The 14,714-nt window shown below is 54.9% G+C and carries 11 protein-coding genes and 1 other annotated feature; of the genes, 1 reads left to right on the top strand and 10 read right to left on the bottom strand.

Annotation, left to right across the window (positions count from 1 at the left end; all coding sequences use genetic code 11):
- Positions 1–96: 96 nt before the first annotated feature.
- The 4 genes from OCV58_RS07050 to OCV58_RS07065 are packed head-to-tail and all read right to left on the bottom strand — an operon-like array spanning position 97 to position 5,812.
- A complete protein-coding gene (locus OCV58_RS07050; protein ID WP_095630141.1) occupies positions 97–579 on the bottom strand; it encodes a NanQ anomerase/TabA/YiaL family protein in 483 nt (160 codons plus the stop codon).
- A gap of 12 nt (positions 580–591) precedes the next feature.
- Positions 592–1,536 (bottom strand): signal recognition particle-docking protein FtsY, encoded by a 945-nt coding sequence (ftsY, locus tag OCV58_RS07055; protein WP_154877383.1) that lies wholly within the window; start codon positions 1,534–1,536, stop codon positions 592–594.
- Positions 1,537–1,538: 2 nt separating this feature from the next.
- The gene (smc, locus tag OCV58_RS07060; protein ID WP_449566819.1) at positions 1,539–5,078 is read right to left on the bottom strand and encodes a chromosome segregation protein SMC; all 3,540 of its coding nucleotides are present in this window, start codon (positions 5,076–5,078) and stop codon (positions 1,539–1,541) included.
- A gap of 47 nt (positions 5,079–5,125) precedes the next feature.
- Complete coding sequence (locus tag OCV58_RS07065) at positions 5,126–5,812, bottom strand: DUF554 domain-containing protein (protein WP_087477531.1); 687 nt, start codon at positions 5,810–5,812, stop codon at positions 5,126–5,128.
- Positions 5,813–6,106: 294 nt separating this feature from the next.
- Here OCV58_RS07065 and OCV58_RS07070 point away from each other — a divergent pair, with 294 nt between their 5' ends.
- On the top strand, positions 6,107–7,060 hold the full coding sequence (locus tag OCV58_RS07070; RefSeq protein WP_087477532.1) for a magnesium transporter CorA family protein: 954 nt from the start codon (positions 6,107–6,109) through the stop codon (positions 7,058–7,060).
- A gap of 94 nt (positions 7,061–7,154) precedes the next feature.
- Here OCV58_RS07070 and OCV58_RS07075 read toward each other — a convergent pair whose 3' ends face one another.
- The 6 genes from OCV58_RS07075 to OCV58_RS07100 all read right to left on the bottom strand — a co-directional run bounded on the left by OCV58_RS07075 (position 7,155) and on the right by OCV58_RS07100 (position 14,653).
- Positions 7,155–7,943 (bottom strand): ribonuclease HII, encoded by a 789-nt coding sequence (locus OCV58_RS07075; RefSeq protein WP_107195287.1) that lies wholly within the window; start codon positions 7,941–7,943, stop codon positions 7,155–7,157.
- Positions 7,940–8,809, bottom strand: coding sequence for a ribosome biogenesis GTPase YlqF (gene ylqF / locus OCV58_RS07080; RefSeq protein WP_154877385.1), 870 nt, complete (start codon positions 8,807–8,809; stop codon positions 7,940–7,942). The genes OCV58_RS07075 and ylqF overlap by 4 nt, the downstream gene beginning before the upstream one ends.
- Before the next feature lie 111 nt (positions 8,810–8,920).
- Complete coding sequence (locus OCV58_RS07085) at positions 8,921–10,255, bottom strand: S-layer homology domain-containing protein (RefSeq protein ID WP_317239263.1); 1,335 nt, start codon at positions 10,253–10,255, stop codon at positions 8,921–8,923.
- 236 nt (positions 10,256–10,491) lie between these two features.
- On the bottom strand, positions 10,492–12,399 hold the full coding sequence (gene thrS, locus OCV58_RS07090) for a threonine--tRNA ligase (protein ID WP_107195289.1): 1,908 nt from the start codon (positions 12,397–12,399) through the stop codon (positions 10,492–10,494).
- Positions 12,400–12,432: 33 nt separating this feature from the next.
- Positions 12,433–12,650 (bottom strand) — a binding site (T-box leader).
- Positions 12,651–12,807: 157 nt separating this feature from the next.
- Complete coding sequence (locus OCV58_RS07095; protein WP_087477536.1) at positions 12,808–13,827, bottom strand: electron transfer flavoprotein subunit alpha/FixB family protein; 1,020 nt, start codon at positions 13,825–13,827, stop codon at positions 12,808–12,810.
- 22 nt (positions 13,828–13,849) lie between these two features.
- Positions 13,850–14,653 (bottom strand): electron transfer flavoprotein subunit beta/FixA family protein, encoded by an 804-nt coding sequence (locus OCV58_RS07100; RefSeq protein ID WP_087477537.1) that lies wholly within the window; start codon positions 14,651–14,653, stop codon positions 13,850–13,852.
- Between the last annotated feature and the right edge of the window lie 61 nt (positions 14,654–14,714).

Genomic DNA, 14,714 nt, shown 5'->3' on the forward strand with positions numbered 1-14,714 from the left:
CAATTTATAGTTTAATATACTCTATCTTATTAGTCAATAGAAATTATCTGGGTGATGAAAACTTTTATTTCTTTTTAAGTTTCCGACGATCATCCGTTAGTATGCCTTTCCCAAAGACGCAATGCGTATTTTCATGATGGCCTTTTTAATCGGCTTCCCCTTTCCGTCGGGAGCGCAGAGGCAGCGATGGCCGTCGGCAGGCGTAAAGACGGCGAAGGTCCCAGGGACCATGCGGATTACCGTATCTTCGCCAATGCGGGGATTATAAAACCAGGCATCGGACGCCGAGCGGTCTTCCACGACGGCGCCGGCGTTGCGAATGGGCTGATAGCCGATAATTTCATCGCCTTCAATGACCGTCTGGATGTCGATGTACTCGCGATGGGCTTCCATCGTCCGTTCCGACGCCGGATGGGTTTCGCCGACGTCGACGTTCATGTAGTTGCCGTCGCCCAAGTCGTGACGGCCCGGTGCCAGCGAAGCCAAATCGTATGACGCCAGCTTTTCTATCCACCGGGCTAAACCCGCCGGCACATACGGAATTTCTTTTTCCCACTGCTTTAAGTTACCTACGTACATAGCTCGTCCCTCCTAGTCTTCTTCCTGTTCCCGCTGCGTTACGTTTTTATCGAACAGCGCATCGGCAAATTGAGCCGCGTCGAAGGGCCGCAGGTCGTCAGCACCTTCGCCGACGCCGACCCAGCGGACAGGCACGCCCAATTCCCGCTTGATAGACAAGATAATGCCGCCCTTGGCCGTGCCGTCGAGCTTGGTCAGCACGACGCCCGTCAGGGGCACGACCTCGCCGAACAGCTTGGCCTGGCTGACGGCGTTCTGTCCCGTCGTCGCGTCGAGGACCAGCAGCGTTTCATGAGGCGCGCCGTCGATGTTGCGGCCGGCCACGCGGGCCATCTTCCGCAGCTCTTCCATGAGGTTTGATTTCGTGTGAAGCCGTCCGGCCGTATCGACGAGGAGTACGTCGATGCCCCTGGCCTTAGCCGAAGCCGTAGCGTCGAACACGACGGCCGCCGCGTCGGCCCCTTCCTGATGCTTTACGATAGGCACGTCGTTCCGTTCGGCCCAAATCGTCAGCTGCTCCGATGCAGCGGCGCGGAACGTATCGCCGGCGGCCAGCATGACCTTTTTCCCCTGCTGGGTGTAATACTTGGCCAGCTTGCCGATAGTCGTCGTCTTTCCGACGCCGTTGACGCCGACGATGAAGATGACCTCCGTCGTCCCCGTCCGATCCGGCATGGGCTCGGCGTTTTCCTCCAGCAGCTCGACAACGCATTTTTCCAAATAAGGAACGACGTCGTTTCCGTCGCGAATCTCTTTCGATTTGACGCCTTCTCTGATTTTACCCAGCAGGTAATCCGTCGTTTCGACACCGATATCGCTGGTCAGCATGACCGCTTCCAAATCCTCGTACATTTCGTCGTCGATCTTGGCGTAGCCGCGGACGACCGTTTCAATATTCTGAATAAATGATTTCTTCGTCTTTTCCAGACCTTTGCGCAATTTTGAAAAAAAGCCCATGATTACGTTCCTTTCTCTAAGAGTTCGTCTACTTTAACAGTTAATAGCCGGGATACACCCCGTTCTTCCATCGTCACGCCCTGCAGCGTATTGGCAGCTTCCATCGTCTTGCGGCGGTGCGTAATGACGATGAACTGCGTCGCGCCGCTGTAATTTTTCAAATAGCGGGCCATGCGCTCGACGTTGGCCTCGTCCAGGGCCGCGTCCACTTCGTCGACGAGGCAGAACGGCGCCGGATGATAGGCCAGGAAGGCCAGGAGCAGGGCGATGACCGTCAGAGCCCGTTCGCCGCCAGACAACAAGGACAGCTGCTGCTTTTTCTTTCCCGGCGGCTGAATCATGATCTCGATGCCGGCGTTCAGCACGTCCTGCTCGTCCGTCAGCACGGCCTTAGCCTGGCCGCCGCCGAAGAGGCGGCTGAAAATCTGCTGAAAATGGCCGCCGATCTCGCCGAGAGCCTGACGGAACTGGGCCGTCATGGCGTCGTCGATTTCGGCGACGATGTCTTCCAGCTTGGCCCTCGATTCCTGCAAATCGGCGCATTGCTTCTGGTAAAATTCCTGCTGCGCCAGGGCCGCCCGGTATTCTTCCTCGGCGTTGCCGTTGATCTGCCCCAGATCGGCAATGCGCCGCTTCAAGTCGGCCACGCGGTCGTGGAGCTCTTTCAGCGAGCCGTCGCGCCGCCGTTCCATCGCTTCCTGCCGCGTCAGCCCCTGCAGGGCCAGCAGTTCTTCGCCGCGGCGTATGTCGCCGCTGTATTTTTCCAGCTGCACGTTGGCGGCGCTGAGGCGCTCGCTGCACAGCCGTTCCCGTTCCCGCAGCTCCGTCAGGGCTTGCTCCAGCGTCTGGCTTTGCCGGAAGTTTTCTTCCCTGTCGCGGTAAAATCCTTCTTTTTCCGCATCCTTCTGCTGCGTTTCCCGTTCTTTCAAGGCAATCTTTTCCGTCAATTCCTGCAGCAGCGTTTCCGTTTCCGTCAAGCGGGCCTGCCATTCGCGCCGCCGGTCGGACAGCCCTTCGCCGTCGCGGCCATGCTGCGCCGTTTCTTCGCAGTGCCGGCGCATCTGCTCTCCCGCCTGGCGTACCTGTTCTTCCAGCGTCGCCACGGCAATCTGCCGCTCCGTAAGGGTTTGACGGCATTCCTCCGCTTCCTGCAAGGCCGCCGTCCGCGCCGCTTCCAATTCCTGCGTATTTTCTGCCGGCGTCTGTTCCAGGATGGCCAACGCCTCTTCCTGCCGCACCAGCTCGGCCTGCATATCGGCCCGTATCTGCTGCAGCTGCTCTGCCTGCCCGTCGAGGCGCTGCAGCTCTTCCTGCGCTTTCTCTGCTTCCTGCCGGGCCGACTCAGCCTGCCACTGCCGCTTCTGCAGCTCTACCTGCAGCGCGCGGCTTTGCTCATCCTGTTTGTCAAGGGTTTGTTTCAGCTCTTCTGCTTTGCAGCGCATCTCGCGCCCTTGGGCAGCCGTCCGTTCCTTGGCCGCCCGAAGCTGGACGGCCTGTTCCTTTAAGTCTTCCAGCAAAGCCCGCCGGCTGATCAGGGAGCCTTCCTTGGCCTTCAGGCTGCCGCCGGTCAAAGAACCGCCGGCGTTGAACTGCGTGCCGTCCAGGCAGACGATGCGCAGCCTGTATCCATATTTCCGCGCCGTCCGGGAACCGGCGTCTACCGAATCGGCGACGAGGGTCTTTCCCAAAAGCGACGCAAAAATACCGGCATAGGCCGCGTCATAGGTCAAAATATCGCTGGCAAATCCGATGATGCCCGGCTCCTGGGCTGCCGCTTCTTCGTCACGGGTCCGCCGGCGTTCCTTCACCGTATCGAGGGGCAAAAATGTCGTCCGGCCGGCTCGGCGGTCTTTTAAATAGGCAATGGCCGCCTTCGCCGTCTGTTCGTCTTCTGTCACGATGTACCGGGACGCCGCGCCTAGAGCAACGTCCAGCGCCGCGGCGTAGGCCGGCGGTATGCGGCACAGTTCTCCGACGAGGCCGCACACCTGGCGTCTCCAGCCTGTCTTGGCGTCCAAAACGGCCTTAGCCGGACGGCCTGCCCCTTCGTGCTCCTGCTCCATACTTTCCAGCACGCGGATGCGCTGAGCCAGCGCGTCTTCCTGACCTCGCTGGCGGCGGTACGTATCTTCTATGCGCTGCAGCGCCTGCGCAGCTTCTTCCCATTGGCTGCGGCTGGACGCTGCAGCCCCTTCAGCCGCTGACGCTTCTTGCCGCAGGGCTTCTTCCTGCGCCGCCGCGTCGCCGCAGCGCCGCTCGGCCTCTTTCAGAGCAGCCTGCTGCGCCCCTACGGCCCGCTGCAGCTCATCGCAGCGTTCTCCATTTTCCTGCAGGCGCCGCCGCAGTTCTTCTGCATCGCGCCGCAGGACAAACAGCTTCTGCTGGCGGTCCGAATTAGACGCAGTTACCTTTTCCAGCTCAGCCGCAGCCTGACGGGCCTGCTCTTCCGCCTTGCCGAACAGGGCCTGCGTCAGGGCCAGGCCTTTCCTGGCCGCAGCCAGCTCCGCCGTCTTCTGAGCCGACAATTCCTGCAATTCCAGGCCGCGCTTGGCAGCGTCTTCCTTCTTTTTCTGCCAGTCCCGTTCTTCCCGATCCAGCTCCGCTCCTCTTTCCTTCAGCGCTTCCTTGCGCTGGACGAAAGCTTCGCGGCGGCTTTTCATGCCGTCCAGTTCAGTATGGACCTGTCGGGCTTCGCTGTCGAGTCGCCGCATCGTCTCCCCTTCCCGCTCCATAGCGGCCATCAGGGTACTGCGCTTCTCTTCGGCTTCGGCCAACGCCTTCACGACGTCCTGCCGTTCTGTCAGCACGGCCAGGCGGTTGTTTTCCGCCTTTTCCAGCAAGCGTTCGCAGTTGCGCAGCTCCTGCAGGGTCAGCGTCCCTTCATAGGATATGCGCTCTGCATCTAACTGGCGAAAGGTTTGTAATGTTTCGGCCTGTTCCTTCATGGGCCCCAGGCGTTCCTCCAGCATAGCCATCATGTCGCGGATACGCTCGACGTTTCGCTCCGTCTCGGCGATTTTCCGCAGGCCTTCCTGCTTGCGGCCCTTATAGCGGCTGATGCCGGCCGCCTCTTCAAAGATAATGCGCCGGTCTTCGGGCTTGCTGTTCAGGATACGGTCGACGCGGTTCTGCCCGATGACGGCCATGGAATCCTGCCCGATGCCCGTATCGGCAAAGAGCATGTGAATGTCCTTCATCCGGCAGGGCCGCTTGTTGATGTAATACTCGCTGTCGCCGGAGCGGAACAGGCGCCGCGTCACGACGACTTCTGCAAAGTCTACGTCCAGCGTGCCGTCGCTGTTGTCAAAATACAGCGACACCTCCGCCGCCCCCTGGGGCCGCCGCCTTTCCGTGCCGGCAAAAATGACGTCTTCCGCCTTCTGCCCGCGGAGCTGGCGCACGTTTTGCTCGCCCATGACCCAGCGGACGGCGTCGGAAATATTGCTCTTGCCGCTTCCGTTCGGCCCGACAATCGCTGTTATGCCTTTGTCAAATACCAGTGTCGTTTTGTCTGCGAAGGATTTAAATCCCCGCAGCTCCATTTTCACTAATCGCAATGGACCGTTCCTCTTTCCTCGCGGCAGTTTTCTTAAAACAATACAATAAGGTTATAATATATGATAGGAACAACCATACCCAGCGTATAATCGGCCACCTTGAGCTTCGTCAAGCCCATCATGTTCAAGGCGATAGCCAGGATCATGACGTTGCCTACGGCGCTGAGCTCGCGGATGACATCGGGCGTCATGAGGGGCGACAGCAGGGACGCCGCGGCATACACGGCCAGCTCGTATACGATGATGACGATGCCTACCGGCACGGCGCCCACTCCGTACAACGCTCCGAAAATAAAGGCCGATATGCCGTCAATGGTAGATTTCAAATATAAGAGCGTCGTATCTCCTAAAAGAGCTGCCTGAATAGGCCCTAAAATAGCCATCGCGCCGACGACCTGCATGACCGACAAGGTGACGAAGGCCTCGACAAAGTTCGAATCGCCGCCGGCTTTCATGCGGTTCCGCAGCCAAAGGCCGAAGGACTGCATCCGGTCTTCGATAGCCAACACCGTCCCAACAGCCACGCCGATGGCGATGGACAACACCATGAGCAGTATGTTTTCCGTTTGAATGGCGCCCTGAATCGCCATGACGGCCAGGCACAGACCGATGGCCGAAAAGACGGCCTTCGATACGTGCTCCGGCACGCCCTTCTTCAATATGACGCCCAGCACGGCGCCCAAAGCGGTCGCTGCCCCGTTGATAATTACAGCAATCACAATATATCCCCCTTTTGCTGCTTCCGCAGCTTCTCTGTACGTATCTTTCGAATTCCTTCGCCTCGCGGCGCGTCTTACAAAAAGATATACTTATTCATTATAACAAATTCTCTCTTGTTCGTGTAGTCTATTCTCTGCCTTCGCCGTGGCGGACGGCCAGCCACCCGTTTACCCTAAATTTACAGTTCATTTCGTTTAAAATCTGCCCCTTTCCCTTGACTTGATAGATATTTATGATTATATTAGAATTTGGATTCGAAAGTCCGCTAAACTAAGAGGAAACGGAGAAGCGCCATGATTCAAGTATACAAACACAATAACGGCCACCTGGAAAATAATATTTCCCTGGTGTCTGCGGAAAAAGGCTCATGGATCGACGTCGTAAATCCCGATTCGGAAGACTTACAGCTCGTATCGATGGTAACGGAAATCCCGACGGACGTGCTGAAGACCGCTCTGGATACGGAAGAACGTTCTCACGTAGAATTAGAAGACAACTACATCTTCGTCGTCATCAACATCCCGATTATTCTGGAAACGGACAGCTACGACACCTTGCCGCTGGGCATCTTTATCACGCCCGATTTCATCATCACCCTGTGCATCCAGGAAACGGAAGTCATGCGCGCGTTCACGGAAAATAAATATCCTCTGTTTTATACCTTCAAAAAAACGCGTTTCTTGTTCCAGATACTCTATCGCTCAGCCACGTTGTTCCTGAAATACCTGATGCAGATCAACCACCGCACCGACGATATCGAAGATATCCTGCGCCATTCCATGCGCAACAAGGAATTCTTCCTCTTATTGGAATTACAGAAGTCCCTGACCTACTTTACGTCGGCCTTGCGGGGCAACGGCATCGTCATGGAGCGTCTCATGCGCCTGCGCCGCAACACGTCTCTCCATCACCTGCTGAAAATGTACGAAGAAGACGAGGACCTGTTGGAAGACGTCATCATCGAAAACAAGCAGGCTATCGAAATGGTTGAAATGTATTCCAACATCCTCATGAGCATGTCCGATACGTTCGCCTCTATCATTTCCAACAACCTGAACATCGTCATGAAATTCCTGGCCTCCATCACGATTATCCTGGCCGTGCCGACGATTATCTTCAGTTTTTGGGGCATCAACGTCCCCCTGCCCTTCGCCAACAACGTCATGGGTTTCGTATACGTCATCGCCATCGCCTTTTTCTGCGCCCTCTGCGCCGTCTTCATGCTGTGGCGAAAGGATTTATTCTGACAGACCGCCTATACACTGCAAAAGCTGGCCTCGCCGCTGCCGAAACAGGCAGCCGGCGATGACCAGCTTTTTTGTCTGCATATATTTAAGTATATTATTGTCCGGCCGTCATGCTCTTGATCGGCTCAAAGCTGCGCCGATGGATGGGACAGGGGCCGTACTGCCGTATGGCGTCGACGTGGCGCTGCGTCAAATAGCCTTTATGGACGGCAAATCCGTACTGAGGATAAGCCTCGTCGTATTCCATCATGACCCGGTCCCTCGTCACCTTGGCGATAATCGAAGCCGCCGCAATAGACGCGCTCTGGCTGTCGCCGTGGACGACGGACTGATGAGGTACCGTCAGATCCTTCAAGGGCATGGCGTCGATGAGGACGGCTTCCGCCGGCACAGCAAGGCCCGCCGCCGCTTCATACATGCCCTGCATCGTCGCGTGGTAAATGTCGAGGGCATCGATTTCCAGCTCCGACTTGGCAACGCACGACACGGCCACGGCTTCAGCCATGATTTTATCATACAAAGCGTCCCGTTTCGCCGCCGACAGCTTTTTGCTGTCGTTTAATCCGGGACATTCCCAGTAAGGCGGCAGGATGACGGCGGCTACCATGACCGGCCCGGCCACGGGGCCCCGCCCGGCTTCGTCGATGCCGGCGACGTGGTATATGCCGTCGTTATAATAGGCCGTTTCCAGGGAATACATGTGCATGACTCGTTCCCGTTCGGCTTCTTCCTTCATCTTGCGGCGGATATAGGTATCCGCTAATTTTTGCACGGAAAGGCGGCGGTCTTCCTTCATAGTCTGCAGCAGGGCCATGACGTCGTCGGGATTCTGCTCCAGCAGGGCTTTAATATCAGCCGTCTTTAGCTGCCCGATGTCGATCATGATTCTCCGCCCCCACACGCTTCGCCGCAGCGGTCCAGGGAAATCAAGCCGATTTTGCCTTCGCGGTATTCCTTCAAAATGAGCTTATAAGTCTTCTCCATGTCGACGACGCCGCCTGATACGATGCAGCCACGCTTGCGGCCGATGGCTTCGATCGTTTCCAAGGGCGCAGCTCCCAGCGCGTCCAGCTTAAATCTCGCCAGCAATTCGTCGGCGTAGAACTGGCTCAATTCTTCGATGAGCTGGGTAATGACCGTTTCCATGTCGAATACCGTGTCGGAAATGGCCCCTGTCGCGGCCAGCCGATAGGCGCTGACCTGATTTTCCAGCTTAGGCCACAATACGCCCGGCGTGTCGAGAAGGTCGAGCTGATCGCCGATGTGAACCCACTGCTTGCCCTTCGTTTCGCCCGGCTTGTCGGCCGTCTTGGCGGCGCTGCGCCGGGCCAGCTTGTTGATGAGCGTCGACTTGCCTACGTTGGGAATGCCGAGAATCATCGTCCGCACGGAACGGTTCTTCAGCCCCCGGGCCCGCCAATGGGCCAGCTTGGGCTCGGCCAGCTTGCGCACCAAGGCGACGAGCTGCTTGACTCCCTTGCCATCCTTGCTGTTTAAGGGCAGCACGATGCGTCCCTGCTCCTTATAATACTGTACCCATTCCCTGACCATGTCCGGGTCGGCCAAGTCGGCCTTGTTCATGACGACGACCGACGGCTTCTGGCCGATGAGGCTGGCTATCATGGGGTTGGTGCTGCTCATGGGGATGCGGGCGTCGACGAGCTCGATGACAACGTCGATGACCTTCAGATTTGCTTCTATCAGCCGCCTGGCTTTCGCCATGTGGCCGGGATACCAGTTGATAATCATAACGTACCTCTCTTTTGTCTGTGTTTCGTTTCTATTGTAGGAGATTCTGTCCCTGCCGTCAACTGGCAGCCGGCCTTCGCGCGACTTGTCCGCCGCGCCGGGTTCTTCCGCTTAGAACGCGAAAATCAATTCTGCCCGCGTCTGTTCTTCCGGATCAGCCATGCCGCCGGCCTTGGCTTCCGTAGCGAAGGACTGCATGACGCTGAACATGGCGTTCTTGGCAAATACATAGTTGACGCCGACGCCCCATGACGTCAAATTGTCCATCTGCGAGGCGAAGCGCCACGACGTCGTAAAGCCGCCGAGCCAGGTACCGTCTTCTGCGTCGATGTATTCCGTCCAGATATCCCACGATTTCGGGATTGCCATGCTCGATTTCCCGTACATCAGGCGGCCGATGAACAAGTCGGCAGAGCCGTCGTCGTGCGTATATTTCGTATCATGGTTTAAGTTCGTGCGTTCATACTGAGCCAATACATTCCATTTCGAGCCGATGTTGACGCTGGCATAGGCGCCCCATAAGGAGTCGGCGTTAAAATCCCTGTTGGCTTCTCCGTTCCCAGTCGTATTGAAATCATTATAATATACGCCGGCAGCCGAATCGCTGCCAAAAAAAGCTTCGATTTCGCCGTAGCCAGTCTTTACGCCGTTGATGGAATCATCGCCTTGGACGCTGCCGGCCATGACATTCCCCTTTTTGAATTTTCCGTAGCCCGCCGTAAGAGCAAAAGCATCTGTACGGTATTGCCCTTCAGCGCGGTCGAAAATATCGCTGTACGTGTACCCATAGCTGCGCGGGCCGCCGATCTTGTATATATCCGTCCGGCCGAGGCTCAGATAAAAGGAATCCGCCTCGTAGTCGACTTTAAGGGCGTCGGCAAAGGCGTCGTTCGTGCCGCCGCTGACCGCGCCGTTTTCACTGAAGCTCTGCCAATCCGAACTAATGCTTACGGTGGCTTTCAGCCGTTCGTCGAACTGTGCCTGTCCGCGAAGGCGGATGCGGTAATCCCAGGAATTGTCATTTTCCTTGCCGGCGCGGCTGCCTGCAGAATTCTGATAGCGATAGCGGAAGCGGGCGTCGCCGCTAAACTTCACATTGCCGACCTTGTTCTCTAAAGCCGCGACGCGAAGGCCGAGGCGGTTCAGCTCTTCAGCGTACTCGTCGGCCAGCTTGTGAATCACGGCCCGCTGTTCCACCGACGCCCTGTCCATATGAGCCATAGCCTTGGCGACCATTTCAGCCGCTTCATACCGCGTAATGGAACGGTTTCCCTGAAAATAATTTCCGTCTACGCCCTGAATCACGCCGGCCTCAGCCAGCTCCGCCACAGAGTGGTAAGCCCAGCTGTCGGCAGGCACGTCGACAAAGGGATTGGCAGCCCCGGCACTTGTCATGCCCATTGTCAGGATACTGGCCGCCGCCATAGCGATTAGTTTCTTCATCATGTATAACCCTCATTTCAAACGTATAGTGCGTTCTATCTCCACTCCGTACGCAGCATTTCCAGCCGTCGCAGGCCACGCGGCTTGTACGCCCTATGAAGACACAACGCTACTTATTTTGCCTGATATATCCGATCTTGTCAACTATGAAATGAGAAAAAGTATGGCGAGACGAACCGTTTTGTAATAGGAAAAGGACATGCCCTGCACGGGCATGCCCTAACGTATATCCTATGCTATTATCCTTTGCGCGTAGCCGTTAGTTCCTGAATATGAGCGACGACTTCGTCGACCGGTTTTGCGCCGAGATCGCCTTTTGCTCTGTCACGGAGGGACAAGGTATTCGTTTCGATTTCCTTGTCGCCGATGATAGCCATGTACGGAACCTTTTCCATCTGGGCCTTGCGAATCTTGTAGCCGATCTTTTCGTTGCTTTCGTCTACTTCTACGCGGATGCCCAGCTTCTTGAATTTCTTGCGCAGTTCCAAAGCATAGGCCAAATGCTTATCGGAAATGGGCAGGAATTTGATCTGTACCGGAGCGAGCCATACGGGGAAGGCTCCAGCATAGTTTTCGATGAGGATGCCCAGGAAGCGTTCGATGCTGCCGAAGCAGGTACGGTGTACCATGACCGGGCGATGCTTCTGGCCGTCTTCGCCGACATAAGTCATGTCGAAGCGTTCCGGCATGAGCATATCGAGCTGGATCGTACCGCACTGCCAGGTACGGCCGATGGAATCCTTGACGTGGAAGTCGAGCTTCGGACCGTAGAAAGCGCCGTCGCCTTCGTTGACCTGGTACGGAATGTTTCTGTCTTCCAATACCTTGCGCAGGGTGCTCGTCGCTAATTCCCAAATTTCGTCGGAGCCCATGGAGTCTTCCGGACGAGTGGACAATTCGACGCGGTATTCCAAGCCGAATACGTTGTAAGCCTTGTCAAACAAGTCGATAACGCCGGAAATTTCTTCTTCCATCTGGCTCGGCAGCATGAAGATGTGGGCGTCGTCCTGGGTGAAGCAGCGAACGCGGAACAAGCCGTGGAGGGCGCCGTGGAGCTCATGGCGGTGAACCAGGCCTAATTCAGCCATCCGCATGGGGAAATCACGATAACTATGGACGTCGCTCTTATATACGAGGATACCGCCGGGGCAGTTCATCGGCTTAATCGCGTACGGTTCGTCGTCGATAGTCGTGAAGTACATATTGTCACGGTAATGATCCCAGTGACCGGACTGTTCCCACAGGTGGCGGCTCAGGATCGTCGGCGTGCTGATTTCGTCGTATTCCGCTTCATCGTGCAGTTCATACCAGAATTTGAGCAGCGTCTTGCGGAGAACCATGCCTTTTGCGTGGAAGAACGGGAAGCCCGGGCCTTCTTCGTGGAAGCTGAACAAGTCGAGCTGCTTACCCAATTTACGATGGTCACGCTTTTCCGCTTCAGCCAGCATGTGCAGATATGCATCCAAGTCGTCTTTCTTTTCGAAAGCCGTGCCGTAAATACGCTGAAGCATCTTATTATGTTCATCGCCGCGCCAGTACGCACCGGCCACCGTCAGCAGCTTAAAAGCTTTGACCCGGCCCGTCGTTTCGCAGTGCGGTCCTGCGCACAAATCGACGAAATCTCCCTGGCGGTATAAGGAAATCTGTTCGCCCTCCGGCAGGTCTTCAATCAATTCTACCTTGTAGTCCTGACCGGCGTCTTTAAACATTTTCAGCGCTTCGTCGCGGGATACGACTTCTTTCGTCAAAGCGAGATTTTCTTTGACGATTTTTTCCATTTCTGCTTCGATGGAGGCGAAATCTTCCTGCGTAAACCGGTGTTCCGTATCGAAATCGTAGTAAAAACCGTTTTCGATGGACGGGCCGATAGCGAGTTTAACATCCTTGAACAAACGCTGAACGGCCTGCGCCATGATATGGGATGCCGTATGGCGGAGCGTGTCCTTCCCTTCCTGGGCGTCAAAAGTCAGGAATTCAACGGTAGAACCGTCGACGATGGTTTCCCGCAAATCCGTTACGTCTCCATTGACTTTCGCTACCAATACTTTCTTAGCCAAGCTGTTGCTCAGCTCTTTTGCGGCATCATACAACGAAATGCCGTCGGCAAATACTTTTTTGCTGCCGTCTTTTAACACTAATTCTGCCATAATACATCCTCCTTAATAAAAAAGCTCCCGTCCTCAAGGGACGAGAGCATGCTCACGTGGTTCCACCCTAGTTCATCAGTAAAATACCGATGTACTCAAACGCTATAACGTGGCGACCGAACCGCCGTACTGCAACTTCCGGCGATTAGCTCCAAGGGGGTAACACTTTCACGCTTTAAGGACACTCACACCAACTATGCCCCTCTCTGATAAAGCCGCTGAAAATATCATGTCCTTTTCAAGGCTTGTTACATATTTCTATGTATGCGTAAATTATACGACGTACGATGTACCTTGTCAAGAAACTTTAGTCTTTTTTTACTTCAAATTAAGAACTTAAAGAACTGCAGCTACGTAAAAAGGACTGCCCGAAGACAGTCCTTTTTTAGGCTTATGGAAATCTAGGTATTATGCCATACCTTTGGCTGCTTTAATAGCTGCTGTGAGTTTGGGAACTACTTCGAAAGCGTCGCCAACGATACCGTAGTCGCAAACTTTGAAGATCGGAGCATCTTCGTCTTTGTTGATAGCGATGATGCAGTCAGAACCCGTCATGCCTGCCAAGTGCTGAATAGCACCGGAAATAGCGCAAGCGATGTAGAGTTTCGGGCCAACAGTCTTACCTGTCTGGCCAACCTGATGGAGAGCGTCGATCCAGCCAGCGTCAACAGCTGCACGGGATGCGCCGACAGCGCCGCCCAATACGTCTGCCAATTCTTTCAGGATACCGCCGTCAACAAACGGTTCAGCGCCGTTCATGCCGCGGCCGCCGGCAACGATAGCGTCAGCTTCTTCGATCTTAACGCCTTCGCCGCCCATTTTAATGAGTTCAACGAATTTCGTCATGAAGTCAGCGTCGGAAAGTTTTGCTTCCATTTCGATAACTTCGCCTGTAGCGCTCGGATCAGCTTCCGGTTTTTTGAATACGTTCGGACGAACAGTACCCATCTGCGGACGGTTATCCGGGCAAATGATTTCAGCCATGATGTTGCCGCCCAAAGCCGGACGAGTCCAAACGATCGTCTTGCCGTCTTCGTCAACGGAAAGACCCGTGCAGTCAGCCGTCAAGCCCGTTTTCAGGGAGTTAGCGACGCGGGGGCCGAGATCGCGGCCGATGTTCGTAGCGCCTACGAGGAATACGTTCGGTTTAACTTCATGGAAGAAGTCGCACAGAACTTTAGAGTAAGCCGTTGTGTTGTAGTTAGCCAATTTTTCATCGTCATATACATATACTTTGTGAGCGCCATGAGCGATGAGTTCCTGTGCCAACGGTTTTACGTTATAACCAATCAGTACCGCACCTACTTCGTCACCGATGCCGTCAGCCAATTTACGGCCCTGGCCCAACAGTTCGAAAGATACGTTACGTAATTTGCCTTCGAATTGTTCAGCGATTACATATACGCCTTTGTATTCTGCTAAATCCATTTTCACTGTTCCTCCTTAGAAATTAGATGATTTTGTTTTCAGTCAATTTAGCCATCAACTGATCTACTGCTACCTGGGCGTCTTCTTCGTTAATAACGAGACCCTGTGTTCTCTGAGGCGGTGTGAAAATCTTACGAACTTTTGTCGGAGAACCGCTCAAACCAATCTGAGATTCGTCAGCGTTGATGTCAGCAGCAGACAATTCAGGAATTTCACGACGTTTTGCTTTCATCGTACCACGGATGGTCGGGAAGCGCGGTTCGTTCAATTCTTTAACGGCTGTAATCAAAACGGGGAACTGAGCTTCCGTTACGATGTAGCCTTCTTCGTTCTGCTGTTTAACCGTTACAGTCGTGCCTTCAACTTTGATTTCGGCAGCATATGTAATCTGAGGAATGCCGAGTTCGCAAGCGATCTGCGGGCCAACCTGAGCCGTGTCGCCGTCGATAGCCTGTTTGCCGCAAAGGATGATATCGAACTGTTCGATGCCTTTGAGTTCAGCAACTTTTTTAACAGCCTGAGCCAGGCAATAACCTGTAGCCAATGTATCAGAGCCGCCAACTTTGCGGTCTGTCAGGAGATAAGCGTCGTCAGCGCCCATTGCCAGAGCTTCGCGCAATACGTCTTTTGCCTGCGGGGGACCCATGGAAAGGACAGTAACCTTTGCACCCTGATTGTCCTTCAACTGCAAAGCTGCTTCCAAAGCGTTCTGGTCAAAGGGGTTGAAAATGTTAGGAACACCAGCACGAATGACGGTATGTTTTACGGGGTCAATCTTAACTTCTGCTGTGTCCGGAACTTGTTTGACACATACCAATATTTCCATTTACGTTTGCCTCCTAAAAAAAGTATCTTTTTATTCAACAGGCTTGGTCTTTTCAGACCAA

The organism is Megasphaera stantonii (genome assembly GCF_025567065.1).
Taxonomy (GTDB): domain Bacteria; phylum Bacillota; class Negativicutes; order Veillonellales; family Megasphaeraceae; genus Megasphaera; species Megasphaera stantonii.

Coding starts and splice junctions, on each gene's coding strand:
- OCV58_RS07070 (WP_087477532.1), top strand. CDS start 6,107: ATGATTCAAGTATACAAACACAATAACGGCCACCTGGAAAATAATATT.
- ylqF (WP_154877385.1), bottom strand. CDS start 8,809: ATGATTATCAACTGGTATCCCGGCCACATGGCGAAAGCCAGGCGGCTG.
- thrS (WP_107195289.1), bottom strand. CDS start 12,399: ATGGCAGAATTAGTGTTAAAAGACGGCAGCAAAAAAGTATTTGCCGAC.
- OCV58_RS07095 (WP_087477536.1), bottom strand. CDS start 13,827: ATGGATTTAGCAGAATACAAAGGCGTATATGTAATCGCTGAACAATTC.
- OCV58_RS07050 (WP_095630141.1), bottom strand. CDS start 579: ATGTACGTAGGTAACTTAAAGCAGTGGGAAAAAGAAATTCCGTATGTG.
- OCV58_RS07100 (WP_087477537.1), bottom strand. CDS start 14,653: ATGGAAATATTGGTATGTGTCAAACAAGTTCCGGACACAGCAGAAGTT.
- ftsY (WP_154877383.1), bottom strand. CDS start 1,536: ATGGGCTTTTTTTCAAAATTGCGCAAAGGTCTGGAAAAGACGAAGAAA.
- smc (WP_449566819.1), bottom strand. CDS start 5,078: ATGGAGCTGCGGGGATTTAAATCCTTCGCAGACAAAACGACACTGGTA.
- OCV58_RS07085 (WP_317239263.1), bottom strand. CDS start 10,255: ATGATGAAGAAACTAATCGCTATGGCGGCGGCCAGTATCCTGACAATG.
- OCV58_RS07075 (WP_107195287.1), bottom strand. CDS start 7,943: ATGATCGACATCGGGCAGCTAAAGACGGCTGATATTAAAGCCCTGCTG.